Annotated in this window: 25 protein-coding genes; 10 read left to right on the top strand and 15 right to left on the bottom strand. The window is 64.7% G+C overall.

Features of this window, described 5'->3' with window-relative positions; genetic code table 11:
* Positions 1–128: 128 nt before the first annotated feature.
* Positions 129–1,190 carry an AraC family transcriptional regulator gene (locus CAG41_RS18160; RefSeq protein ID WP_170930045.1) on the top strand — a complete coding sequence of 354 codons (1,062 nt, stop codon included), beginning with the start codon at positions 129–131 and terminating at the stop codon, positions 1,188–1,190.
* Here the strand turns inward: CAG41_RS18160 and CAG41_RS18155 are convergent.
* Positions 1,147–2,601: a TrkH family potassium uptake protein gene (locus CAG41_RS18155; RefSeq protein WP_085577867.1), complete on the bottom strand. Its 1,455-nt coding sequence runs from the start codon at positions 2,599–2,601 to the stop codon at positions 1,147–1,149. The two genes, CAG41_RS18160 and CAG41_RS18155, sit on opposite strands and share 44 nt — an antisense overlap.
* Positions 2,602–2,722: 121 nt before the next feature.
* On the opposite strand from CAG41_RS18155, the gene CAG41_RS18150 reads away from it, so the two are divergent.
* Positions 2,723–3,289, top strand: coding sequence for a nitroreductase family protein (locus tag CAG41_RS18150; RefSeq protein ID WP_085577866.1), 567 nt, complete (start codon positions 2,723–2,725; stop codon positions 3,287–3,289).
* A gap of 323 nt (positions 3,290–3,612) precedes the next feature.
* On the opposite strand, the gene CAG41_RS18145 is transcribed toward CAG41_RS18150, so the two are convergent.
* The 6 genes from CAG41_RS18145 to CAG41_RS18120 all read right to left on the bottom strand — a co-directional run bounded on the left by CAG41_RS18145 (position 3,613) and on the right by CAG41_RS18120 (position 7,823).
* A complete protein-coding gene (locus tag CAG41_RS18145; protein WP_085577865.1) occupies positions 3,613–4,953 on the bottom strand; it encodes a HAMP domain-containing sensor histidine kinase in 1,341 nt (446 codons plus the stop codon).
* 174 nt (positions 4,954–5,127) lie between these two features.
* On the bottom strand, positions 5,128–5,574 hold the full coding sequence (locus CAG41_RS18140) for a Spy/CpxP family protein refolding chaperone (RefSeq protein WP_085707282.1): 447 nt from the start codon (positions 5,572–5,574) through the stop codon (positions 5,128–5,130).
* A 135-nt stretch (positions 5,575–5,709) separates the two neighbouring features.
* Positions 5,710–6,387: a response regulator transcription factor gene (locus CAG41_RS18135; protein WP_085577863.1), complete on the bottom strand. Its 678-nt coding sequence runs from the start codon at positions 6,385–6,387 to the stop codon at positions 5,710–5,712.
* A gap of 7 nt (positions 6,388–6,394) precedes the next feature.
* Positions 6,395–6,805 carry a translation initiation factor 2 gene (locus CAG41_RS18130; RefSeq protein WP_085577862.1) on the bottom strand — a complete coding sequence of 137 codons (411 nt, stop codon included), beginning with the start codon at positions 6,803–6,805 and terminating at the stop codon, positions 6,395–6,397.
* 120 nt (positions 6,806–6,925) lie between these two features.
* Positions 6,926–7,225 carry a YciI family protein gene (locus tag CAG41_RS18125; RefSeq protein ID WP_085631096.1) on the bottom strand — a complete coding sequence of 100 codons (300 nt, stop codon included), beginning with the start codon at positions 7,223–7,225 and terminating at the stop codon, positions 6,926–6,928.
* A 1-nt stretch (position 7,226) separates the two neighbouring features.
* On the bottom strand, positions 7,227–7,823 hold the full coding sequence (locus CAG41_RS18120) for a septation protein A (RefSeq protein WP_085577860.1): 597 nt from the start codon (positions 7,821–7,823) through the stop codon (positions 7,227–7,229).
* An 87-nt stretch (positions 7,824–7,910) separates the two neighbouring features.
* Here CAG41_RS18120 and CAG41_RS18115 point away from each other — a divergent pair, with 87 nt between their 5' ends.
* From CAG41_RS18115 to rluB, 6 genes are all read left to right on the top strand, one after another.
* On the top strand, positions 7,911–8,774 hold the full coding sequence (locus tag CAG41_RS18115) for a PHP domain-containing protein (RefSeq protein ID WP_085577859.1): 864 nt from the start codon (positions 7,911–7,913) through the stop codon (positions 8,772–8,774).
* Positions 8,775–8,787: 13 nt separating this feature from the next.
* Positions 8,788–9,417 carry an L-threonylcarbamoyladenylate synthase gene (locus CAG41_RS18110; protein WP_139831323.1) on the top strand — a complete coding sequence of 210 codons (630 nt, stop codon included), beginning with the start codon at positions 8,788–8,790 and terminating at the stop codon, positions 9,415–9,417.
* 120 nt (positions 9,418–9,537) lie between these two features.
* On the top strand, positions 9,538–10,236 hold the full coding sequence (locus CAG41_RS18105; protein WP_170930049.1) for a ScpA family protein: 699 nt from the start codon (positions 9,538–9,540) through the stop codon (positions 10,234–10,236).
* Between the two features lie 11 nt (positions 10,237–10,247).
* Positions 10,248–11,228, top strand: a complete 981-nt coding sequence (gene scpB / locus CAG41_RS18100; RefSeq protein ID WP_085707281.1) for an SMC-Scp complex subunit ScpB — start codon at positions 10,248–10,250, stop codon at positions 11,226–11,228.
* A gap of 262 nt (positions 11,229–11,490) precedes the next feature.
* The gene (locus tag CAG41_RS18095) at positions 11,491–11,682 is read left to right on the top strand and encodes a DUF1289 domain-containing protein (RefSeq protein ID WP_085577893.1); all 192 of its coding nucleotides are present in this window, start codon (positions 11,491–11,493) and stop codon (positions 11,680–11,682) included.
* Positions 11,683–11,836: 154 nt separating this feature from the next.
* Positions 11,837–13,012, top strand: coding sequence for a 23S rRNA pseudouridine(2605) synthase RluB (gene rluB, locus CAG41_RS18090; protein WP_085631100.1), 1,176 nt, complete (start codon positions 11,837–11,839; stop codon positions 13,010–13,012).
* Between the two features lie 219 nt (positions 13,013–13,231).
* Here the strand turns inward: rluB and CAG41_RS18085 are convergent, their stop codons facing one another.
* The gene (locus tag CAG41_RS18085; RefSeq protein ID WP_085707280.1) at positions 13,232–14,197 is read right to left on the bottom strand and encodes a leucyl aminopeptidase; all 966 of its coding nucleotides are present in this window, start codon (positions 14,195–14,197) and stop codon (positions 13,232–13,234) included.
* Positions 14,198–14,267: 70 nt separating this feature from the next.
* The gene (locus CAG41_RS28635) at positions 14,268–14,405 is read right to left on the bottom strand and encodes a hypothetical protein (RefSeq protein WP_170930044.1); all 138 of its coding nucleotides are present in this window, start codon (positions 14,403–14,405) and stop codon (positions 14,268–14,270) included.
* A 929-nt stretch (positions 14,406–15,334) separates the two neighbouring features.
* On the opposite strand from CAG41_RS28635, the gene CAG41_RS18080 reads away from it, so the two are divergent.
* Both CAG41_RS18080 and arfB read left to right on the top strand, forming a co-directional pair.
* The gene (locus CAG41_RS18080) at positions 15,335–16,753 is read left to right on the top strand and encodes an amino acid permease (protein ID WP_085577853.1); all 1,419 of its coding nucleotides are present in this window, start codon (positions 15,335–15,337) and stop codon (positions 16,751–16,753) included.
* A gap of 131 nt (positions 16,754–16,884) precedes the next feature.
* The gene (arfB, locus tag CAG41_RS18075; protein WP_085577852.1) at positions 16,885–17,298 is read left to right on the top strand and encodes an alternative ribosome rescue aminoacyl-tRNA hydrolase ArfB; all 414 of its coding nucleotides are present in this window, start codon (positions 16,885–16,887) and stop codon (positions 17,296–17,298) included.
* Here arfB and CAG41_RS18070 read toward each other — a convergent pair.
* The 6 genes from CAG41_RS18070 to phhA form a co-directional block, all read right to left on the bottom strand.
* Positions 17,295–18,482, bottom strand: coding sequence for an MFS transporter (locus tag CAG41_RS18070; RefSeq protein ID WP_085577851.1), 1,188 nt, complete (start codon positions 18,480–18,482; stop codon positions 17,295–17,297). The two genes, arfB and CAG41_RS18070, sit on opposite strands and share 4 nt — an antisense overlap.
* 83 nt (positions 18,483–18,565) lie before the next feature.
* Positions 18,566–18,784, bottom strand: coding sequence for a hypothetical protein (locus tag CAG41_RS18065; RefSeq protein WP_085631102.1), 219 nt, complete (start codon positions 18,782–18,784; stop codon positions 18,566–18,568).
* A gap of 34 nt (positions 18,785–18,818) precedes the next feature.
* Positions 18,819–18,950 carry a hypothetical protein gene (locus CAG41_RS28870; RefSeq protein WP_256575451.1) on the bottom strand — a complete coding sequence of 44 codons (132 nt, stop codon included), beginning with the start codon at positions 18,948–18,950 and terminating at the stop codon, positions 18,819–18,821.
* Positions 18,951–19,260: 310 nt separating this feature from the next.
* The gene (locus tag CAG41_RS18060; protein WP_085577849.1) at positions 19,261–20,454 is read right to left on the bottom strand and encodes an amino acid aminotransferase; all 1,194 of its coding nucleotides are present in this window, start codon (positions 20,452–20,454) and stop codon (positions 19,261–19,263) included.
* On the bottom strand, positions 20,454–20,810 hold the full coding sequence (locus CAG41_RS18055) for a 4a-hydroxytetrahydrobiopterin dehydratase (protein WP_085577848.1): 357 nt from the start codon (positions 20,808–20,810) through the stop codon (positions 20,454–20,456). The genes CAG41_RS18060 and CAG41_RS18055 overlap by 1 nt, the downstream gene beginning before the upstream one ends.
* Positions 20,811–20,929: 119 nt before the next feature.
* A complete protein-coding gene (gene phhA / locus CAG41_RS18050) occupies positions 20,930–21,766 on the bottom strand; it encodes a phenylalanine 4-monooxygenase (RefSeq protein WP_256575465.1) in 837 nt (278 codons plus the stop codon).
* Positions 21,767–21,988: the final 222 nt, after the last annotated feature.

Below are 21,988 nucleotides of genomic sequence, written 5' to 3'. Positions count from 1 at the left end.
TTCGGCGGGTAGCCTATTTGAGTCTAGAGTGATCGTCGGTGCTGGCCAGTGACAATCGGCGCCACTTTACTATCCTTGGAAAATCCGCCGTAGTATGCGGCCCGTCATGTCATTTAAGAATAAACGCCATGAGCGAACGAACGACTTCTTCAAGCTGGGCGATGGGGATTGTCAAGGCACTGGAAATGGACGGCCTGGATTGCCGGGTTCTGTTCAGGCAACTGGGGCTCGACTACGCGGCGCTGGACGATCCGGACGCACGCTTCCCGCAGGACTCCATGACCCGTCTGTGGCAGCGGGCGGTCGAGCTGTCGGGCAATCCGGCGATCGGCCTGAACATGGGCAAGGTGGTGCGCCCGGCCTCCTTCCATGTCGCCGGCTACGCGCTGATGTCCAGCAATACCCTGGCCGAAGGCTTTCAGCGCCTGGTGCGTTATCAGCGGATCATCGCCGAAAGCGCCGACCTGAGTTTCCGCCTGCTCGATGAAGGCTATGCGCTGATCCTGACGGTGCACGGCGACCACCTGCCGCCGACCCGCCAGAGCGCCGAGGCCTCGTTGGCCTGCGCACTGAGCCTGTGCGGCTGGCTGACCGGGCGCACCCTGCATCCGCGCAAGGTGCTGGTGCAGGGCGACGAGCCGGACGACCTGGAGCCCTATCGGCAGGCCTTCCACGCACCACTGGTGTTCAACGCGCCGTACGATGCGCTGATCTTCGAGCGCGCCGACATGGAAGCGCCGCTGCCCACCGCCAACGAAGCGATGGCGCTGCTGCACGACCGGTTCGCCGGGGAGTACCTGGCGCGGTTCTCCGAAAGCCGCGTGACCCACAAGGCGCGGCAGGTGCTGTGCCGGCTGCTGCCCCAGGGCGAGCCCAAGCGCGATGCGGTGGCGCAGACCCTGCACCTGTCGCAGCGCACCTTGCAACGCCGTCTGCAGGAGGAGGGCACCAGCTTCCAGCAGTTGCTCGACGACACCCGCCGCGAACTGGCCGAGCAGTACCTGGCGCAGCCGAACATGACCTTGCTGGAGATTGCCTACCTGCTGGGTTTCGCCGACCCGAGCAACTTCTTCCGCGCCTTCCGGCGCTGGTTCGACACCACCCCCGGCGACTACCGCGCGCGCCTCCTGGACGCGCCGAGCGCGGTCAGTGACGCCAGAACGCCGGAATGCACAGCACAAACACCGTGATGATCTCCAGCCGGCCCAGCAGCATGCCGAACGACAGGATCCATTTGGCCGCATCCGGCAGGCTGGCGAAGTTGCCGGCCGGGCCGATGGTCTCGCCAAGGCCGGGGCCGACGCCCGACACGGTGCTGGCGGCGCCGGTCAGCGCCGTCATCCAGTCGACGCCCAGCAGCGACAGCAGCAGGGCGATCACGCAGATGGTGATGGCGAAGAAGAACGAAAAGGTCAGGATCGAGCGCACGATCTCTTCGTCGAGGCGGTGGCCGTTGTATTTCTGCTTGATCACCGCCCGTGGGTGAATCAGCTGGTTGAGGTTGGCCTTGAGCAGGATGTAGGCGACCTGGAAACGGAAGATCTTGATCCCGCCCGCCGTCGAGCCGGAGCAGCCGCCGACGAAACCCAGGTAGAAGAACAGCATCAGCGAGAAGTTGCCCCACAGGCTGTAGTCCCCCAGCGCGAATCCGGTGGTGGTGACCACCGACGTGACGTTCAGCGCCACGTGCCGCAGCGCGTCCAGCCAATGCAGGTTGGTGGTCCACCAGTACCAGGTGCCGAGCACCAGCCAGGTGACCAGCAGCATGCCGAGCAGGCCCTGCACCTGTTGGTCCTTGATCAGGGCCCGGCGGTTGCCGCGCAGGGTCGCCACGTACAGGGTGAACGGCAGGCTGCCGAGGATCATGACCACCACCGCCACCCAGTGCACCGCCGGCTGTGTCCACTTGGCCAGGGACTGGTCGGAGGTCGAGAAACCGCCGGTGGAGATCGCCGACATGGCGTGGTTGACCGCATCGAACGGGCTCATCCCGGCCCACCAGAACGCCAGGCTGCCGAGAATGGTGATGCCCACGTAGGCCGCCACGATCAGCCGCGCGACCATGTGCGAGCGGGGCATGACCTTTTCCGAGCGGTCCGAGGATTCGGTCTGGAACAGGCGCATGCCGCCGATGCGCAGCATCGGCAGGATCGCCACGGCCATGCCGATGAAGCCGATGCCGCCGATCCAGTGCAGCAGCGAGCGCCACATCAGGATGCCGGGTGACATGCTGTCCAGGCCGGTGAGCACGGTCGAGCCGGTGGCGGTGATGCCGGACATGCTCTCGAAGAACGAGTCGGTGTAGCTGATGTGCTGGGTCAGCAGGAACGGCAGCGCGGCGAAGATGCACACCACCAGCCAACTGCTGACCGTCAGCAGGTACATGTCCCGGGGGCGCAGATGAACGTGCTCCGGGCGGCCGGGGATCACCAGCGCCAGGCCGGCGACGAAGGTGATCATGCTCGACCAGAGGAACGACGGCATGTCGCCGGTGCGGTCGAAGATCACCAAGGTGGCCATGGGCACGATCATGGCGATGGCCAGGGTGATCAGGAAGATGCCGATGATGAAACCAATGATCCTTAAGGTCGGCAACGCCATGAAATCCACTCGGGCTGAAGGGGGAAGGGCGCCATTCTACCCGCGGGGCAAGGCATGTAAACCGGCATCGAGCGGGCACTTGCCGCTAGAATAGCCCGACATTTTTGACAGGAGGTGGCCGATGCAGGCTCTCGACGCTTTGCTCAACCGTGTTTCCGTTCCGCGACTGACCGACCCGGCCCCGACCGCCGCACAGCGCGAGGCCCTGTTCGGCGCCGCCCTGCGCGCGCCGGACCATGGGCACTTGCAGCCGTACCGTTTCCTGACCGTCGAAGGTGCCGCCCGCGAGCGGATGGGCGAGCTGCTGGCCGAGGCGGCGCAGATGCAGGACGGCGAAGTCACCGAGGCGGCCATCGACAAGGCGCGCAACGGCCCGCTGCGTGCGCCGCTGGTGGTTGTGGTGATCGCGAAACTGCAGGATCACGTCAAGTACCCGAAATCCGAGCAACTGCTGGCGGCGGGCTGCGCGGCCCACGGGATCCTGCTGGCGGCCTATGCCCAGGGAATCGGTGCGGTTTGGCGCACCGGTGAGCTGGCCTACTCGAAACACGTCGCCAAGGGCCTGGGGCTGACTGAGGACGAACAGGTGATTGCCTTCCTGTACCTGGGCACCCCGTTGAAAGAGCCGCGGGTGGCGGAGAAGGTCGAACTGACCGAATTCGTCAGCGCCTGGCCGGCCGAGGCCTGAGCCCCGGCATCCCCGGCGCCTTGGCCGGCGCCATCGCCAGCAGGCTGGCTCCCACAAGGGATCTCGGCTGAACACTGAACCCGTGAACACCTCGGACACTGCGGAGCGAGTCTGCTCGCGATAGCGGTCTGTCAGCCAAGAATGATGGGGCTGATGCACCGCCATCGCGGGCAAGCCCGCTCCCACAGGTATCGCGGGCGAACGCCGGATCTGTGAACCCCTCGGACACTGTGGGAGCGAGCTTGCTCGCGATGGCGGTCTGTCAGGCAGAAGTCATGGGGCTGATGCGCCGCCATCGCCAGCAGGCTGGCTCCTGCAGGGGGTCAGGGTTGGGTGACGGCGCCGGGCACGAGGGGCAGTTCCAGTCTGGCGATGAAACCGCCCTGCGGGTGATTGGCCAGCACCAGCGCTCCGCCGTGCCGTTCGGCCGCACGGCGGGCGATAGCCAGGCCCAGGCCGTGGCCGGCGGCGGTCTGGCCTGGGGCGCGGTAGAACGGCTCGCCCAATTGGCTCAAATGTTCGTCCTGAACCCCCGGCCCGTGGTCGCGCACACTGACCACGATTCGCTCGCCCTGGCGCGCCGCCTGCAATTCGATCGGCTGGCCTTCTGGGTTGAAGCGCTGGGCGTTGCGCAGCAGGTTGTCCACGGCCCGTTCGATCATGGTCGGCCAGCCGGTCAGCGCCAGGTGCGGTTCGGCCTCCAGGCGCACGACCTGCTCCGGCGAGCCGAGCTGCGCATCCTTTTGCAGGGTGCCGAGCAGGGCGTTCAGGTCCACGTCTTCGGCGCTGGCGTTGTCGGCGTCGACCCGCGCCAGCACCAGGATCTCACTGATCAGTGCCTCCAACCGGTCGCATTCGCGGGCCAGGCGCGGCCACAGCCTTTCCCGCTCTTCGGGGCTGGCCCGTTCGGCCAGCGCCAGGGCGATGCGCAGGCGGGCCAAGGGTGAGCGCAACTCATGGGAGACGTCGCGCAGCAGTTGCCGCTGACTGCCGATCAGGCTTTGCAGGCGTGCGCCCATGCGGTTGAAGTCGTTGGCCAGCACGCCGAACTCGTCGCGGCGGTTGGCCAGTTGCGCCAGGCTGTTCTGCTGATAGGTCGTCTGCCCCAGGTCGTGCACGGCGCCGCGCAGGCGGTTGAGCGGCCGGGTGATGGAAAACGTCACCAACAGGCTGAACAGGGTCAGCACCACCAGCGCGATGCCCAGCGCGCTCAACGGCCACAGCAGGCTTTCGCGGTGCCAGGCGTCGAGTTCCGGGTGCGGGATGCGGTAGATGAACAGGTAAGTGTCGCCGCTCTTGGCGCTGGTGTATTCGTCGGTCAGGCGCCGCCAGGGCAGGCGGCGGTCGTCGTTGTTCTGGCGGGCCTCGAACGCGGCGGCGCGGCGCGGGAAGGTGCCGCGCACCACCGGATCGCCGCTCTCGTTGAGCACCTGCACGTCGATGTGGTACTGGCGCTTGCGCTGCTGAAGGATGTCCTGGGCGGCGTCTTCGCCCTGGCTTTCGTAGGTCTGCGTCCACTCGGCGGCCAGGGTGTTGAGGCCCGGGTGGCGGCTGAGGATCCACGCGTCCTGGTTGAGCATGTGCCCCATCAGGATGGAGAGCCCCGCCACTAGAGCGATGGCCAGCCAGAAGCTGGCCAGGATACGCCAGAACAGTGAACGCACGGAAAATCCTCGGTCAGACCTACATCCCTGCAGTTGCGAGCCTGCTCGCGATAGCGCTGTTACAGACATGGATATGTCGAACGACACGACGCCATCGCGAGCAGGCTCGCTCCCACAGGGGAACAAACAAGACAGACCCGACGGGGGAGGCCGTCGGGTCCGGGGCTCAGGACATTATTGCGCCTTTTGCGGCTGTTGCGCTTTCCAGGCCTTGAATTCGGCCCATTCGGCGCGGCGCTCGGCCTGCTTCTTCTGGATCTCGTCGAATTTCTTCTGCTGATCCGGCTTCAGCACGGCGCGCACGTCGGCTTCGGCTTTCTTGTGGTTGGCCGCCATTTCATCCTTCATGGCTTTCTGGTCGGCCGGCGACAGCTTCTCCAGGTACTTGTCGACCACCTGACGGCGCTCATGCATCTGCTCGCCCATGATCTTGCGGATCTGCTCGCGCTGTTCGCGGGACAGGTCCAGCTGGCTGTACGGGCCTTTGCCGTGCATGCCGCGCATCTGGCCGTGGTGCGGGCCTTCCAGCGGGCCGCCCATCGGGCCTGCGCCTTCCGGCATGGCCATGGCGACGGTCGGCAGGGCAGCGGCGAACATCAGAGCGATGAGGGTCTTGCGCATGGTGTATCTCCTTGTCTCGTTCCCGGTACGTTCCGGATGGGTACAGATTACGGAGATCAAGGTCAGCGGCGGTCAGCGCTGGGTAAAGCTTGAGTAAAGACGTTCCGGCGCCGGCCTGACAAAACTGACGCAGCGTCAGAGGCTGTAGTAGTAGCCGCGGCTGCGCAGGGCCACGATGCGCGGGCGGCCGTCGGGGTGCGGGCCGATCTTTTTGCGCAGGTTGCTGACGTGCATGTCCAGGCTGCGGTCGTAGAGGGTCAGCTTGCGGCCGAGGGCGATCTGCGCCAGTTCCTGTTTGTCCAGCGGCTCGCCGGGCTGCTTGAGCAGGGCTTCGAGCAGGCGGCTTTCGGAGACGGTGAGGGTGAGCTCTTTCTCGTTGATGCTGACCACGCCGCGCACCGGGCTGAAGCTCAGGTCGCCCAGCTCAAGCTGGGTCGATACGGCGGCCGGATGGCTGCGGCGCAGCACGGCGCGCAGACGGGCGGTCAGCTCGCGGGGGTCGCAAGGCTTGGCCAGGTAGTCGTCGGCGCCCAGCTCCAGGCCGAGGATGCGGTCCAGCGGCTCGCCCCGGGCCGACAGCATCAGCACGGGCAGCTCGGCGTGTTCGCTGCGCAGTTGCTTGAGCAGTTCCAGGCCGCTGCCGTCGGGCAGCATCACGTCCAGCACCACCGCCGCCGGCGCGGATTCGGCCAAGGCCTTGCGGGCGCTCTGGCCGTCGTGGCAGGCGTGCACCTGGAAACCTTCCTGGCTCAGCCAACTGGTCAGGAGTTCGCACAACTCCTGGTCGTCATCAATCAGTAACAGCTCGCTCATGACTCACTCAATTTAGCCATTGCCGACGCGTTCTGCGTCCTCCACCGGCAAAGATACCGCACAGCAGCGCCAATAGCGCAACGGCGGCCCCAGTGACAAACCATTGCTGCTGCTCGGTCAGCAGACGCGGCAGCGGGCTGGACTGGGCTTCCTTGAGCTGCAGTTTCAGGCGCTGGTTCTCCTGACGCAACCGGGCCAGCTGCGGGCTTTCGCGTTCGCTGTCGGCATTGTGCAGCTGTTTGCTCAGTTCTTCCCGCTGCTGCTCGCTGGCCTTGAGGCGCTGCTGCAACTCGGTGATCTGCGTGCCGGCGCTCAGCGACAGCGGCGTGGAATTGCCGTTTTCGACGCTTTCTTCGCCATGGGCAGGCGCCATGACCGACAGCGTGACCCACATCAGACACAACGGACCCTTGCGCATCGCGACTCCTGTTTCCCATTGGATAGTGGGCAGGTTGTCGGCCGGCAAACGAGAATAATGAGCGATTGAGAACGCGATGAACCGGGAAGGTTCATCGCGTGGGGACGTCGGAGGGAAAAGTTACGGCAGGACTTGCTTGAACGGCTTGACGATGACGCTGGCGTAGACGCCGGCGGCGATGTACGGGTCGGCGTCGGCCCAGGCCTGCGCGGCGGCCAGGGAATCGAATTCGGCGACGATCAGGCTGCCGGAGAAGCCCGCTGCGCCCGGATCATTGCTGTCGACCGCCGGGTGCGGGCCGGCCAGCACGATGCGGCCTTCGCCCTTGAGCGCTTGCAGGCGCTCCAGGTGTGCAGGGCGCGCGGCCAGGCGGGCATCCAGGGAGTTGGCGACGTCGGTGGCAATGATGGCGTAAAGCATGTCAGTCCTCGGTTTTTGGCGTTGTGGTATCGGCGTCGTGCAGGTGACGGGACAGGTAGATGCCCTGGCCGACCAGGAACAGCACGGTCATGCCCAGGCTGCCGAACACCTTGAAGTCGACCCAGATGCTCTGGAAGGTGAAGGCGACGAACAGGTTGGCGGCGCCGCAGAACAGGAAGAACGCGATCCAGGCGATGTTCAGGCGCAGCCACACCGGTTCCGGCAGGCTCAGGGCGTGGCCCATGATGCGCTTGATCAGCAGGCGGTCGCCGATGAAATGGCTGCCGATGAAGGCCAGGGCGAACAGCCAGTTGACCACCGGGGCTTTCCATTTCAGGAAGGTCTCGCTGTGGAAGGCCAGCGTCAGGCTGCCGAACACGAGGCAGGCGACGAGGGTCAGCCACTGGCTCTTCTCCAGCTTGCGCTGCTTGATGAACAGCGCGCCGTAGACCACCAGGGAGCTGACGATCAGCATCGCGGTGGCGCTGTAGATGCCGCCTACGGTCAGCTCGTGGCCGGCGACGTCGACGGTGCGCGGATCGAGTTTGTAGACGATGAAGAACAGCAGGAGCGGGATGAAATCGATGAATTGTTTCACAGTGAGAGCCAGAAGCTGGATGTGGCGGCATAATAACAAACATACGGGCGCGCGATAGCGCCAGCTGATTTGAGGTTACACATCCCCGTGAATGTCGATTTGCACTGCCACAGCACAGCCTCCGACGGCGCCCTGGCGCCGGCGGCACTGGTTGCGCGAGCGTTCGAGAACGGCGTGCGGATCCTGTCCCTGACCGATCACGACACCCTGGAAGGCCTGGCCGAAGCGCGCACCGCCGCCGAAAGCCTGGGCATGCAGCTGATCAACGGCGTCGAGCTGTCGTGCACCTGGGGCGGGGCGACCATTCATGTGCTGGGCTACGGCTTCGACGTCGACGCCGCACCGTTGGTCGAGGCCATCGCCAAACTGCGCGACGGCCGCTGGCTGCGTTCCGAGGAGATCGGCCGCAAGCTGGCCCAGAAGGGCATGCCCGGCGCGTTCGAAGGCGCCCGGCAGATCCAGCAGGCGCTGGGCGACAGCGGCAACGCGCCGGCCCGTCCGCATTTTGCCGACTGGATGGTGCGCGAAGGTTTCGTCAAGGATCGCGCCGAGGCGTTCCGCAAATGGCTGGGCGCCGGCAAGCTGGGGGACGTCAAACAGCACTGGCCGACCCTGGAGGACACCGTCGCGACCCTGCGGGACGCCGGGGCCTGGGTCAGCCTGGCGCATCCCTGGCACTACGATTTCACCCGCAGCAAGCGCCGCCGGCTGATTGCCGACTATATTCAAGCGGGCGGACAGGCGCTTGAGGTGGTCAACGGCCACCAACCGGCGGAGCAGGTGGGCAGCCTCTCGATCCTGGCCCGCGAATTCGGTCTGCTGGTCACCGCCGGCAGTGATTTCCATGGCCCTGGTGGCTGGTCCGAGATCGGCCAGTACCGGCCGGTGCCGGAGGACCTGCCGCCCCTGTGGCGCCGGTTCAAACATGACCCAGTTATCGCGGCCGTCTGAACAGGAAGAGAATGTGAGTCAATTTTTCCAGATCCATCCGGAAAACCCGCAGGCGCGCCTGATCAAACAGGCGGTCGAGATCATCCGCAAGGGCGGGGTGGTGATTTATCCCACGGACTCTTCCTACGCCATCGGTTGCCAGATCGGCGACAAGAGCGCCATCGAGCGCGTCCGCCGTCTGCGCCAACTGGATGACAAGCACAACTTTGCGCTGATCTGCAGCGATCTGTCGCAACTGGGCAATTACGCCAAGATCGACACCGGCACGTTCCGCATCCTCAAGGCCCACCTGCCGGGGCCGTACACGTTCATCCTCAACGCCACCCGCGAAGTGCCGCGCCTGCTGCTGCACCCCAAGAAGCGCACCATCGGTCTGCGGGTGCCGAGCCATCCGATCGCCCTGGCGCTGCTGGACGAGCTGGGCGAACCGCTGATGAGCGTGACCCTGATCATGCCCGGCGACGAAGATCCGTTGAGCGATCCCTACGAGATGCGCCAACTGCTTGAGCACCAAGTGGACCTGATCATCGACGGCGGCTTCGGCGGCATCAAGGCCTCCACCGTGATCGACCTGACCGGCGACGATCCGGAAGTGATCCGCGTCGGCTGCGGCGACCCGACCCCGTTCATGGTCGAGGCCTGAATGTCCGCCGTCGAAACCGTCGATCCCCAGGCCGGAGCCCAGCAGGAACTGCCGTTCGCCATGGTCTATGGCCAGGCCGTCACGCAGTTGCCGATTGACCTGTACATCCCGCCGGACGCGCTGGAGGTGTTCCTCGAAGCCTTCGAGGGCCCGCTCGACCTGCTGCTGTACCTGATCCGCAAGCAGAACATCGATATCCTCGACATCCCGGTGGCGGAGATCACCCGCCAGTACATGGGCTACGTCGAGCTGATGCAGTCGGTGCGCCTGGAACTGGCCGCCGAGTACCTGGTGATGGCCGCGATGCTGGCCGAGATCAAGTCGCGGATGCTGCTGCCCCGGGCCGAGACCGTCGAGGACGAGGAAGAAGACCCCCGCGCCGAGCTGATCCGCCGCCTGCAGGAGTACGAGCGCTTCAAGTCCGCCGCCGAAGGCATCGACGAGCTGAGCCGGGTCGGCCGCGACGTGATCGTGCCCAAGCTCGATGCCCCCCAGGCCCAGGTGCGCAAGCTGCACCCGGACGTGATCCTGGATGAGCTGCTGATGTCCATGTCCGAGGTGCTGCGCCGGGGCGACATGTTCGAAAGCCACCAGGTCAGCCGCGAGGCGCTGTCCACCCGCGAACGCATGAGCGATGTGCTCGAACGCCTCAAGGGCGGCGGGTTTGTGCCGTTCGTCGAGCTGTTCACCGCCGAGGAAGGCCGGCTCGGGGTGGTGGTGACCTTCATGGCGGTCCTTGAGCTGGTCAAGGAATCCTTGGTCGAGCTGGTGCAGAATGAGCCGTTCGCCGCGATCCACGTGCGAGCCCGAGCCGAATAACGAGTCGAAACATGAACCTGACTGAACCCCGCGAGCTGGCCCCCCTGCTTGAAGCCTTCCTGTTGGCTTCGGGAAAGCCGCAATCCCTTGAGCGCCTGTTCGAACTGTTCGAGGAGGGCGAACGGCCGGAGCCGGCGGTCTTCAAGAAGGCCCTGACCCTGCTGGGCAAGTCCTGCGAAGGCCGGGCGTTCGAGCTCAAGGAGGTGGCCTCCGGCTACCGCCTGCAGATCCGCGAGAAGTTTTCGCCGTGGGTCGGCCGCCTGTGGGAGGAGCGCCCGCAGCGCTATTCCCGTGCCTTGCTGGAAACCATGGCGCTGATCGCCTACCGCCAGCCGATCACCCGTGGCGAAATCGAGGACGTGCGGGGCGTGGCGGTCAACAGCAACATCGTCAAGACCTTGATCGAACGCGAGTGGATCCGCATCGTCGGCTACCGCGACGTGCCGGGCAAACCGGCGATGTTCGCCACCACCAAGTTGTTCCTCGATCACTTCAACCTCAAGAGCCTCGACGAACTGCCGCCGTTGGCCGAGCTGCGCGAGATCGAGCCGGAACCGATGCTCGACTTCGACGACGCCCCGGTGCCGCCGGGCCTCCAGGAACAGGCCGACGCCAGCGCCGAGCCGGAGGAGCCGAAGGAGGAAACCAGCTTCCACACCCTGCTGCTGGAGCTGGACAGCATGGAGGAGGGGATCAAGACCGACTTCGACGACCTGCTGCGCGACGGACTGGAAGAGGGCGGGGCGCCGGACGGTTTCGAAGACGTGCCGGAACCTGAGTCGGTGTTCGAGCCCGAGCCAGAGCCTGAGTCGGTGTTTGAGCCCGAGCCTGAGCCCGAAGAGGACATCCTCGGCGTCGCCCAAGCCCGGGAAAAGCTGCTGGCCGCCGTCGCCGCTCTTGAACAGCCGGAGCCCGAACTGAGCGACGAAGAAGCCGAAGCCCGCGCCCTGGCCGAAGCCATCGAAGCCGAGCGCCTCGAACGCGAAGACTGACGCCAACACCTGTTGGAGCGAGCCTGCTCGCGAAGGCGGCGGTCCGTTCGTCACCGATGCGTCCGACAGACCGCCATCGCCAGCAGGCTGGCTCCCACAGGTTTGGCGGCGTCACAAAACCTCTGTAGGAGCGAGCCTGCTCGCGAAGGCGGCGGTCCATTCGGAATCGATGCGTCAGGCAGACCGCCATCGCCAGCAGGCTGGCTCCCACAGGTTTGCCTGCATCATGACCCTTGTGGAATGGCATTGAAGGGAGATGTTCATGAGCTCAACCAAAGACCCCTGCATCGATGTCTGCAAGTTCAGCGACGACATCTGCCTGGGCTGCGGCCGCAGCAAGCGCGAGATCAAGGCCTGGAAGAAACTCGACAAGGACGACAGGCGCACGGTGCTGGCCGAGGCCGCGTTGCGCCTGGCCCGGTTGGGCGGCGCCGGTCGGCGGAAAAAGAAATGAACGGGCGCGCGTCAGCTAGTCTCTGATGCGCGAACGGCCAGATCCGCGTATGATTCGCGACCCTTCGGCGAACCCTTCGCCCGAACACACTGTTTCCAATGCTTCAGGGCACCCGTTCCGGGGCCCTGGACAGACCACACCGGGAGGTGCCCAGATGAGCGACATCGAACAGCAAGACGACCAGCCAACCCCACCTGCAGGCGAAAAGCTGCAGAAGGTCCTCGCCCGCATCGGCGTGGGCTCGCGCCGTGACGTCGAGGCCTGGATCAGCCAGGGCCGGATCAAGGTCAACGGCAAGGACGCGACCCTCGGCGTGCGGGTCGACCTGCACGACGCCATCACCATCGACGGCAAAGTGATCAAGCGCGAAGAGTCCGCCGAGTCCGTGCGCCGCGTGATCATGTACAACAAGCCCGACGGCGAGATCTGCACCCGCGACGACCCGGAAGGCCGCCCGACCGTGTTCGACAAGCTGCCGCGTCCGAAAGAAGGCCGCTGGATCAACATCGGCCGTCTCGACATCAACACCACCGGCCTTCTGATGTTCACCACCGACGGTGAGCTGGCCAACCGCCTGATGCACCCGTCCTACGAGATGGACCGCGAATACGCGGTGCGTGTGCGCGGCGAGGTGGACGACGAAATGATCGACCGGCTCAAGGCCGGCGTCATGCTCGAAGACGGTCCGGCGAAGTTCACCGACATTCAGCAGGCACCGGGCGGTGAAGGCTTCAACCACTGGTACCACTGCGTGGTGATGGAAGGCCGCAACCGTGAAGTGCGTCGTCTGTGGGAATCCCAGGGCCTGGTGGTCAGCCGCCTGAAGCGCGTGCGTTTCGGCCCGGTGTTCCTCAACTCCGACCTGCCGATGGGCCGCTGGCGCGAAATGAGCCAGTACGAAATCGACATCCTGAGCGCCGAGGTCGGCCTGACCCCGGTGGCGTTGCCGCAGTTGAACGCCAAGAGCAAGGACAAGATGGAGCGCCTGCAGCGCAAGTCGTCGCGGCCGATGGCCCGGGCCGACCGGGTGCGCACCCTGCGCCCGGCCAACGGTGCGCCGGCCACGCCGCGCACGGGTCGTGAGCCGCAGTTGGAAGGCGAGCGTCCTGGCCGCAAGCCGGCCGCCCGTGGGGACGGTGAGCGTGCTCCGCGTGGCCGCAGCGAGCGTGGCGAAGGCCGCGGTGCGCCTGCCGGTCGCGGTACGCCGGTGGCCGAGCGTCCGGCAGACACCAAGCGCCCGGCCAAGCCGGCGGCGAAGCGTCCGGGGATCAAGCTGACCGACGGCGACAAGCCAGCGGGCAAGCGCCGCAGCACGCCGAAGCCGCGTTAAGCTCCAGCCGATGCAATGAACGAAAAACGCCAACCTCAGGGTTGGCGTTTTTTTTGCCCGGCGTTCAGCCTTGTGGTGTCCGCAGATTCCGCACTCACCCAAGATCCCTGTGGGAGCCAGCCTGCTGGCGATGACGGCGGCACATCCGGTATCGATGCGTCAGGCAGACCGCTATCGCCAGAAGGCTGGCTCCCACAGGTTGTCCTCCAACAGCCGGGTTCAGAGCACAAACCGCCCGTCGAACACCGGCTTGTCATCCAGGGCCAGCACGCCGCCGGAGAAGATCAGGTCCAGGTGATGGCTGCCCTTGGCGCCGCCGCCAAGGCCTAGGTGCAGGCCGCAATGGCGTTCCTCGAACCCGGCGTTGCGCGCATACAGCGACTTCACGCCTTCGTTGGTGCCGATGCCCAGCTCCTCGATCCGCCGGTTCGACGGGTTGGCGTCCAGGTACTTGTTGAAGTCGTGCTCCAGGCCCGGCACGTCGGTGGCGATGCGCTGGATGGTCGAGTTCTCGATCCACAGTTCCAGCGGCGATTCCAGCACGCCGTACTTGCGGGCGAACGGAATGGTGCTGAGGAAGGTGCCCTTGAACTTCACGTGGCCGTTGATGGCCTCGCTGTGGGTGGCGATCTCGCCGGGGGCCAGGTCGAAGTTGCCGACGCCGTTGATGTCGGTCCACTTCTTGATGCTGCTCAGGGGCGTTTCGAACCACGAGCCGTGCTCGTCGCTGAAACTCAAGGTGGTGGCCTGGGACATGCGCTGGATCAGGTGACTGTTGAGCCCGGCGATCCGCTGCGGCGCGATGCTGAAGGTGTCGTAGAAATAATCGCCGTAGTCCTTGAACAGCAGCGACTTCTTCCAGTTCTCCGCCATCACCCCTTGCAGGGCGCGCACGAAGTCCGGGCCGTCGGGGCGCGGGTTGGGCAGGGTGGAGGAGTCGTAGAAGAAAATGTAGAGATCGGTGTCGGTGATCGCCGAGGCCAGCACGGCGGTGGATTCCAGGTCCAGGCGCATGGCGTTGAAGCTGAAGCGCGGGTGGTCGCCGGCCTGTTCGGCGATGGCGCCGGTCAGCGCTTCGTAGTCGGCGGTGTGGCCGAGCAGTACCTTCGCCGATTCGAGGCCGGCAAGGGCAGGATGATGTTCGAGGTAGTACAGGAAATGCGCTATCGCGCGTGGCTTGTCCATGAATGCTCCCTGACAGACCGTGTGGAATGCGGCGGGCACGACCGGCCGATCGTGCCCGCCCGGGAATGGCTTACAGAGGCCACATCGCCGTGCCGAACGGTACGACCGCGTCGGCTTGCATCATTTCCACGGCGGCTTCATGGGTCGGGGCTTCGAACCATTCGTCCAGTTGCAGTTCGGAGTCCAGGTCTTTTTCGATCGCTTGCATGGTCTATCTCCTAGATAACGTTCACGGTGGGAGCAACAGTGCGGCCCAAGGGTGGGTCACACACTGACTCGCCGGTCGATGCGGCTCGGCGAGACGTGAAGAACGTAGACCAGCGCTTTTTGCATTGCAAAAAATCCTCTATTTAATTTTTAAATGGACTTTTTATTCCATTTTTCCGGGTGAATCTTTCTCATTGCAAAACAGTGACTAAATCGATTCACCTGACCGTTAGCCTCCTACCGTCAATTTGCAGACGGCTGTCGGAATTTTCTGAAATGGAATTTTTTCGTTACGGCTTGTACAGAAATATTTACGCAAATACCGAGGAAACGACCTGAGTGCCGCGTGTTTTTCGGGGTGTAAGGAAAACCTGCCGAAGTGCCCGCCCCCGGGGGCTTCCCAAGGCTCTGGCGTGCTTGTTTCAGGGGCGTTTGGCAGGTGAGATGCGCCCCATGCCTGTCGTGCAGGTGCATAACAAGAAGGAGGCGCAATGAACGCCGCAATCCGTTTTTTCTCACCCCGTGTGACGTGTTTTCCGACGTCCGCGCCGATGGCCCGCAAAGGCCTGACCCTTCTTTTGCAGCCGCCCGGGCCTCCCGGGGCGGACACGTGCAATCCCGGCCCAAGGCAACGCTGATCCAGTGATGTCTGGCAGCAGGGGGTTGGCGGTGTACAATGCGCCGCGTTTGAACTGTGACTCCCTGCGTAATCGCGCAAACCTCAAGGCTATCCGCCTTGTTCACTCCGTCGCGCCACAAGCGTGCCGGGTTCGATTTCGTCACAGACAAGAACAAACAGGTGACGCATGAGTGTTGTTAAAGAGCTTAATTCCTGGTGCCTGCGCTGGGGTTTGATCGGGGTCGCCTGAAAATCGCGACCGTGCAGCAACGTCTACTGACCAACATCAAACCCTGCGTGAGACCCTTTTCATGAGTGGACAAAACCCGCAATCAGGCGAACTGAAACGCGGCCTGAAAAATCGCCACATTCAACTGATCGCCCTCGGCGGCGCCATCGGCACCGGCCTGTTCCTCGGCTCGGCCGGGGTGCTGAAGTCCGCCGGCCCGTCGATGATCCTCGGTTACGCCATCTGCGGCTTCATCGCGTTCATGATCATGCGCCAGCTGGGCGAGATGATCGTCGAAGAGCCGGTGGCCGGTTCCTTCAGCCATTTCGCGCACAAGTACTGGGGCGGCTTCGCCGGCTTCCTGTCGGGCTGGAACTGCTGGATCCTGTACATCCTGGTGGGCATGTCGGAGCTGACGGCGGTCGGCAAGTACATCCATTACTGGGCGCCGGAGATCCCGAGCTGGGTCACCGCAGCGGCCTTCTTCCTGCTGATCAACGCGATCAACCTGGCCAACGTCAAGGTCTTCGGCGAGGCCGAGTTCTGGTTCGCGATCATCAAGGTCGTGGCCATCGTCGGCATGATCGCCCTGGGCAGCTACCTGCTGGTCAGCGGCCACGGCGGCGAACAGGCCTCGGTGAGCAACCTGTGGTCCCACGGCGGGTTCTTCCCCAACGGCGTCAGCGGCCTGGTGATGGCCATGGCGATCATCATGTTCTCCTTCGGTGGCCTGGAGATGCTCGGTTTCACCGCAGCCGAAGCCGACAAGCCGAAGACCGTGATCCCGAAAGCGATCAACCAGGTGATCTACCGCATCCTGATCTTCTACATCGGCGCCCTGGTGATCCTGCTGTCCCTGACCCCGTGGGACACGCTGCTGGCGACCCTGAACGCTTCCGGCGACTCCTACAGCGGCAGCCCGTTCGTGCAGGTGTTCTCGATGCTCGGCAGCAACACCGCCGCGCACATCCTCAACTTCGTGGTGCTGACCGCCGCGCTGTCGGTGTACAACAGCGGCACCTACTGCAACAGCCGCATGCTGCTGGGCATGGCCGAGCAGGGCGACGCGCCGAAAGGTCTGGCCAAGATCGACAAGCGCGGCGTGCCGGTGCGTTCGATCCTTGCCTCGGCCGCGGTGACGCTGGTGGCGGTGCTGCTCAACTACCTGATGCCGCAGCATGCGCTGGAGCTGCTGATGTCGCTGGTGGTGGCCACCCTGGTGATCAACTGGGCGATGATCAGCTACTCGCACTTCAAGTTCCGCCAGCACATGGACAAGACCGGCCAGAAGCCGCTGTTCAAGGCGCTGTGGTACCCGTACGGCAACTATGTCTGCCTGGCGTTCGTCCTGTTCATCCTGGGCGTGATGCTGCTGATCCCTGGCATCCAGGTGTCGGTCTACGCGATTCCGGTGTGGGTCGTGTTCATGTGGGTCTGCTACGTGATCAAGAACAAGCGCAGCGCGCAGCACGCCGTGCCTGCGGCGGGCATCGCCAAGTAAGCGTCAGATGCAGAAACGACAAACCCGGCCCCGTGCCGGGTTTGTCGTTTCTGGCCTTTGCGCAATGGATTGGCGGCAAGGGCGGGGCGGTTTCGCGGTATCCTGCGCGCTCTGAATCCGGACGCTTTTCCATGCTGGCGATTTCCAACAACGTGCACCTGCCCGACGCCGAGATCGAGCTGACCTACATCCGCGCCCAGGGCGCCGGCGGGCAGAACGTCAACAAGGTCTCCAGCGCCGTGCACCTGCGCTTCGACATCCCGGCCTCGTCGTTGCCGGAGTTCTACAAGGAGCGCCTGCTGGCGCTGCGCGACAGTCGCATCACTGCCGACGGCGTGCTGATCATCAAGGCCCAGCAGTACCGCACCCAGGAGCAGAACCGCGCCGATGCGCTGGAGCGCCTCGCCGAGCTGATCCAGGGCGCCGTCAAGGTCGAGAAGAAACGCCGTCCGACCAAGCCGACCCTGGGTTCCAAGAAGCGTCGGCTGGAGTCCAAGGCCAAGCGCGGCAACATCAAGGCCGGACGGGGCAAGGTGGACTTCTAGTCCTGCGGGTATTTGCGCGTGTGCCGGTACAGGTAGACGCTCAGCGCCAGGCCGCTCAGCGCCGCCAGCGCCGCGAACAGAAAGATCGAAGCGAAGCCGAACCCTGCCGCGATCGCCCCGGCCAGCGGCCCGGTGATCCCCAGCGACAGGTCGATGAACAGCGAGTAGGCGCCCACCGCCGCGCCGCGGCTGGAGGCCGGTACGAGGTTCACCGCCTCGACGCCCAGCGCCGGGAACACCAGCGAGAAACCGAAGCCGCTGAGCGCCGCCCCGGCCAACGCCCAGTGGGCGTCCGGCGCCAGCCACAGCAGCAACAGGCCGAGGGTTTCCACCGACAGGCAGGCGATCGCCACCCGGAAGCCGCCGAGGCGGTTGATCAGGTTGCCGAACAGCAGCCGCGCGCCGATGAAGCTGGCGCCGAACAGGCTCAGGCACAGCACGGCGTTGTCCCACTGGCGGGTGGCGTAGTACAGGGTGATGAAGGTGGCAATGGTGCCGAAGCCGATCGAGCCCAGCGCCAGGCCGCAGCCGTGGGGAAAGACGCGCCCCAGCACATGCATGAACGGCAGGCGTTCGCCGGCGACGATAGGCGCGGCGGTCTTCGGCCAGGCCAGCAGCAGCCCCAGCGCCGCCAGCAGGATGATGCTCACGCCCATGCTCCACAGGCCCAGGCGGCTGACCAGCCACACCCCCAGCGGCGCGCCGACCGCGAGGGCGCCGTAGCTGGCGATGCCGTTCCAGGAAATGACCTTGGCGGTGTTCGCCGCGCCGACCCGGCCTATTCCCCAGCCGATGGAGCCCGAGCCCACCAGGCTTTCCGCGCTGCCCAGCACCAGCCGGCCGATGAACAGGCTGATCAGGCTGAGCAGCGGCAGATGGGGCGTCCACGCCGAAATCAGCATGAACACGCCGCTCAGGCCACAGCCCGCCAGCCCGATCATTACGGCACGCTTGCTGCCCTTGTTGTCGATGATCTTGCCGGCATAGGGGCGGCTGAGCAGGGTGGCCAGGTATTGCACGCTGATCACCAGGCCCGCGATCACCGCACCGAAGCCCAGGTCGCTGTGGACGTAGCCGGGCAGCACGGCGAGCGGAATGCCGATGTTGAGGTAGCCGATGAAGGTGAACAGGACGATGGAGACGACTTGCAGCGTGACCGCCAAGGGGCGCCGGGTTTCTGACATGGGGAACGATCCACGGGACAGGCAGGATAGATAGGCTGCTTATGATACCGGCGTGGATGGGGCAGGGGCGTGCAAAAGTAAAACTATTTGTCGGGTGCGACCAGTTGCGTGGTGACCAATGCGGCCAGGGCGTTCTCTTCGCTGCCGAAGCGGGCGAGCAGGGCGGCCTGTTTTTCCGGCGGCAGACGGCTCCAGATCTCGATCATGCGCTCGGTGGCGTCGATCAGGACGGCGGCCTGCTGTTCGTTGAAGGATTCGTCGGTCATGGCGGAGTCGGCTTTCAGGCAGTGTGGAAAGCGCATGTTAGCGCTTTCCACACGGTCTGTACGGCGGGGTTTACTCTTCGCTGTCGGCCGGGCGGCCTTCGGCGGCTTCTTTGGGCTCGGGCTGTTGGGCGCCGGCCTGTTGCGTGGTCGTCTGCTCAGGTACGTGCAGGCTTGGGAAGGGGAGATTCGGAATCTCGTGCATGGTTGCGCTCCTCGCTAAGTCTGTTGATAGATCTGGTAGATCCGCGCTTTGAAAAAGCCTGGGAAGGATACAGCACTGAAAATGACAATCAGGCTTTTATGTCCGTTTATTTCGACGGGCGGGATTGTCTAGACAGGTCAATGGCGGGAGTGTGGAAGCCGATGCCTGGATCCTGTTCGGCGGTGCCTGGGCTGACGTCATCGCGGGCAAGCCCGCTCCCACAGGTATTGGTGGCGCATGCAACGCTTGTGAGCGACAGGGGAGGTTGCGAACCCTTGCGGGGGCGGATTTTTCCGCCCCCGCAAGGGTTTTAGCGGCAGACCTTGGCGATGGCCTCGGCCAGCAGATCCAGGCGGGTGGCGTCGATGCCGGCCACGTTGGCCCGGCCCGAGCTGACCATGTACACGCTGTGGTGGTCGCGCAGCTGCTTCACTTGCTCCGGCGACAGGCCGGTGTAGGAGAACATCCCGCGCTGCACGCCGATGTGGGCGAAGCGCTCACGCAGGCCATGGGGCTCCAGCGCCTCGACCAGGCCGCTGCGCAGCTGCGCGATGCGCAGGCGCATGGCTTCCACTTCGTCGGCCCAGCGGCGTTTGAGCTCCGGGTCGTCGAGGATGGTCGCCACCACCGCCGCGCCATGGTCCGGCGGCGTCGACCACAGGTTGCGGGCGATGTGGGCCAGTTGGCTGCGCACGTCGGTCAGCTTGTCGGCGGTTTTCGCGCAGACGATCAACGCGCCGGTGCGGTCGCGGTACAGGCCGAAGTTCTTCGAGCAGGAACTGGTGATCAGCAGCTCCGGCAGTTCGGCGGCGAACAGCCGGGTCGACCAGGCGTCCTGCTCCAGGCCGTCGCCGAAGCCTTGGTAGGCGAAGTCGATCAGCGGCAGCAGGTCGCGGCTGCGCACCACCTCCAGCACCCGGTGCCAGTCGTCGTGGCTCAGGTCGAAGCCGGTCGGGTTGTGGCAGCAGGCATGCAGCAGCACCACATCGCCTTTCGGCGCCTGGTTGAGCGCGGCGATCATCGCGTCCACGTCGAGGCGGTTGTCGGCGCCGACGTAAGGGTAATGGCTGATCTTGACGCCGGCCGCCGCGAAAATGGTCTCGTGGATCGGCCATGTCGGGTCGCTCAGCCACACGCCACGGCCCGGCAGGCAGTGGGCGATGAAGTCGGCGGCCAGGCGCAGGGCACCGGTGCCGCCCGGGGTCTGGGTGGCGCCGGCGCGCTGCTGGGCGATCAGGGCGGAGTCTGCGCCCAGCACCAGTTCATTGATGACCTTGCCGAACAGCGGGTTGCCGTGGCCGCCGATGTAAGTCTTGGTGGTCTGGCTGTCCACCAGGCGCGCCTCGGCGATCTTCACTGCTTCGGGGATCGGCGTCAGGCCCTGGGCATCCTTGTAGACGCCCACGCCGAGGTCGAACTTGCGCGGGTTGGGATCCTGCGCGTAGGCCTCCATCAGGCCGAGGATCGGGTCGCCGGGCACCCGGCCGATGGCGTCGAAGTGCATCACTTGCGTCCTTCTGCGGTCTTGGCCACGTCGTCGGTGCGGGCGGCCATGATGAAGTCGTTGCGGTGCAGGCCTTTGATCGAGTGGCTCCACCAGGTCACGGTGACCTTGCCCCATTCGGTCAGCAGGCCAGGGTGGTGGCCTTCGGCCTCGGAGATGTCGCCCACGGCGTTGGTGAAGGCCAGCGCGTGCTTGAAGTTCTTGAACAGGTAGACCTTTTCCAGCTGCATGATCCCGTCGCGCACTTCGATGTTCCAGTCAGGGATCTGCTTGATCAGGATCGGCAGCTCTTCGTCGCTGACTTGTGGCGCATCGGCACGGCAGGCTTCGCAATGGGCTTGGTTCAAACTGGACATGGCATGTTTCCTGAAATCGGGTGTGTGTTTTTTTTATGGGGCGTATCGGTCGCCTGTGTCGCCACGCTAAACCAAAGCGGCGGCGACGGACAGACTCACTTGCAAGTCAAAGCTGCGGGTCACGCGGCCTTGGGCTTGGGCGGAAACTTCGGTGCGTGCAGGCCCAGCTCCATGCCTTGCTTGACCATGGCCATGATGTCTTCGTGGGCCAGGTCGAACAGGCGCTTGAGGTTCGGCAAGACGAAGTACAGCGGCTGCAGGATGTCGATGCGGTAAGGGGTGCGCATGGCTTCCAGCGGGTCGAAGGCCTGGTGCTCCGGCTCGCCCGACAGGCTGTACACGGTTTCCTTCGGCGAGGACAGAATGCCGCCGCCGTAGATGCGCTTGCCTTGCGGGGTGTCCAGCAGGCCGAACTCGATGGTCATCCAGTACAGGCGCGCCAGGTACACGCGCTCTTCCTTGGTGGCCTGCAGGCCGAGCTTGCCGTAGGTGTGGGTGAATTCGGCGAACCACGGGTTGGTCAGCAGCGGGCAGTGGCCGAAGATCTCGTGGAAGATGTCCGGCTCTTGCAGGTAGTCCAGCTCTTCACGGGTGCGGATGAAGGTGGCCACCGGAAATTGCTTGCTGGCCAGCAGTTCGAAAAAGGTCTGGAACGGGATCAGCGCCGGCACGCGGGCGACCTGCCAACCGGTGGTCTCGCCGAGCACCTTGTTGATTTCGCCCAGCTGCGGGATGCGGTCGTGGGGCAGGCCGAGCTTTTCGATGCCGTCCAGGTATTCCTGGCACGCGCGGCCCTCGATCACTTTCATCTGACGGGTGATCAGCGTGTTCCACACCGCATGCTCTTCGGCGGGGTAGTCGATAAAACCGTTCGCATCGGGCTCGCGGGCCACGTATTGCGTGTGCTTCATACTGCTCTCCTGCGAGGGGAATTCGTTCTTGTTATGTCCTGCGATGGACTCAGAATTAGCGCAGGCGGGGCGGGAATGCAGCAGGTCGGCACGGGTTTGTCGTAGGAAAGGTCTCCATAATTCGTAAACTATTCGTTACGCTTTGTGGGGCGAGTCGCGTTTGCGGTGGTTTTCGGGTTTGAAAGCGCGCTCGTGTGTCACATAATCTTGACGACTGTTTTCGCCTCCCGACAGAAATCCAGGGCGGTGCCGCCCTCTGTAGGGGCC

The organism is Pseudomonas sp. B35(2017) (assembly GCF_002113645.1).
Classification (GTDB): Bacteria; Pseudomonadota; Gammaproteobacteria; order Pseudomonadales; family Pseudomonadaceae; genus Aquipseudomonas; species Aquipseudomonas ekonensis.
Note: the sequence above shows the minus strand (reverse complement) of the source record. Positions and strands in the feature narration are given on the sequence as shown.

Excerpts from the sequence above, each read along its gene's own strand:
- scpB (WP_085707281.1), top strand. The coding sequence starts at position 10,248 with ATGAACCTGACTGAACCCCGCGAGCTGGCCCCCCTGCTTGAAGCCTTC.
- CAG41_RS18135 (WP_085577863.1), bottom strand. The coding sequence starts at position 6,387 with ATGAGCGAGCTGTTACTGATTGATGACGACCAGGAGTTGTGCGAACTC.
- CAG41_RS18130 (WP_085577862.1), bottom strand. The coding sequence starts at position 6,805 with ATGCGCAAGGGTCCGTTGTGTCTGATGTGGGTCACGCTGTCGGTCATG.
- CAG41_RS18070 (WP_085577851.1), bottom strand. The coding sequence starts at position 18,482 with ATGTCAGAAACCCGGCGCCCCTTGGCGGTCACGCTGCAAGTCGTCTCC.
- CAG41_RS18080 (WP_085577853.1), top strand. The coding sequence starts at position 15,335 with ATGAGTGGACAAAACCCGCAATCAGGCGAACTGAAACGCGGCCTGAAA.
- CAG41_RS18125 (WP_085631096.1), bottom strand. The coding sequence starts at position 7,225 with ATGCTTTACGCCATCATTGCCACCGACGTCGCCAACTCCCTGGATGCC.
- CAG41_RS18065 (WP_085631102.1), bottom strand. The coding sequence starts at position 18,784 with ATGCGCTTTCCACACTGCCTGAAAGCCGACTCCGCCATGACCGACGAA.
- CAG41_RS18085 (WP_085707280.1), bottom strand. The coding sequence starts at position 14,197 with ATGGACAAGCCACGCGCGATAGCGCATTTCCTGTACTACCTCGAACAT.
- CAG41_RS18095 (WP_085577893.1), top strand. The coding sequence starts at position 11,491 with ATGAGCTCAACCAAAGACCCCTGCATCGATGTCTGCAAGTTCAGCGAC.
- arfB (WP_085577852.1), top strand. The coding sequence starts at position 16,885 with ATGCTGGCGATTTCCAACAACGTGCACCTGCCCGACGCCGAGATCGAG.
- CAG41_RS28635 (WP_170930044.1), bottom strand. The coding sequence starts at position 14,405 with ATGCAAGCGATCGAAAAAGACCTGGACTCCGAACTGCAACTGGACGAA.
- CAG41_RS18055 (WP_085577848.1), bottom strand. The coding sequence starts at position 20,810 with ATGTCCAGTTTGAACCAAGCCCATTGCGAAGCCTGCCGTGCCGATGCG.
- CAG41_RS28870 (WP_256575451.1), bottom strand. The coding sequence starts at position 18,950 with ATGCACGAGATTCCGAATCTCCCCTTCCCAAGCCTGCACGTACCTGAG.
- rluB (WP_085631100.1), top strand. The coding sequence starts at position 11,837 with ATGAGCGACATCGAACAGCAAGACGACCAGCCAACCCCACCTGCAGGC.
- CAG41_RS18155 (WP_085577867.1), bottom strand. The coding sequence starts at position 2,601 with ATGGCGTTGCCGACCTTAAGGATCATTGGTTTCATCATCGGCATCTTC.
- CAG41_RS18160 (WP_170930045.1), top strand. The coding sequence starts at position 129 with ATGAGCGAACGAACGACTTCTTCAAGCTGGGCGATGGGGATTGTCAAG.
- CAG41_RS18060 (WP_085577849.1), bottom strand. The coding sequence starts at position 20,454 with ATGCACTTCGACGCCATCGGCCGGGTGCCCGGCGACCCGATCCTCGGC.
- CAG41_RS18150 (WP_085577866.1), top strand. The coding sequence starts at position 2,723 with ATGCAGGCTCTCGACGCTTTGCTCAACCGTGTTTCCGTTCCGCGACTG.
- CAG41_RS18140 (WP_085707282.1), bottom strand. The coding sequence starts at position 5,574 with ATGCGCAAGACCCTCATCGCTCTGATGTTCGCCGCTGCCCTGCCGACC.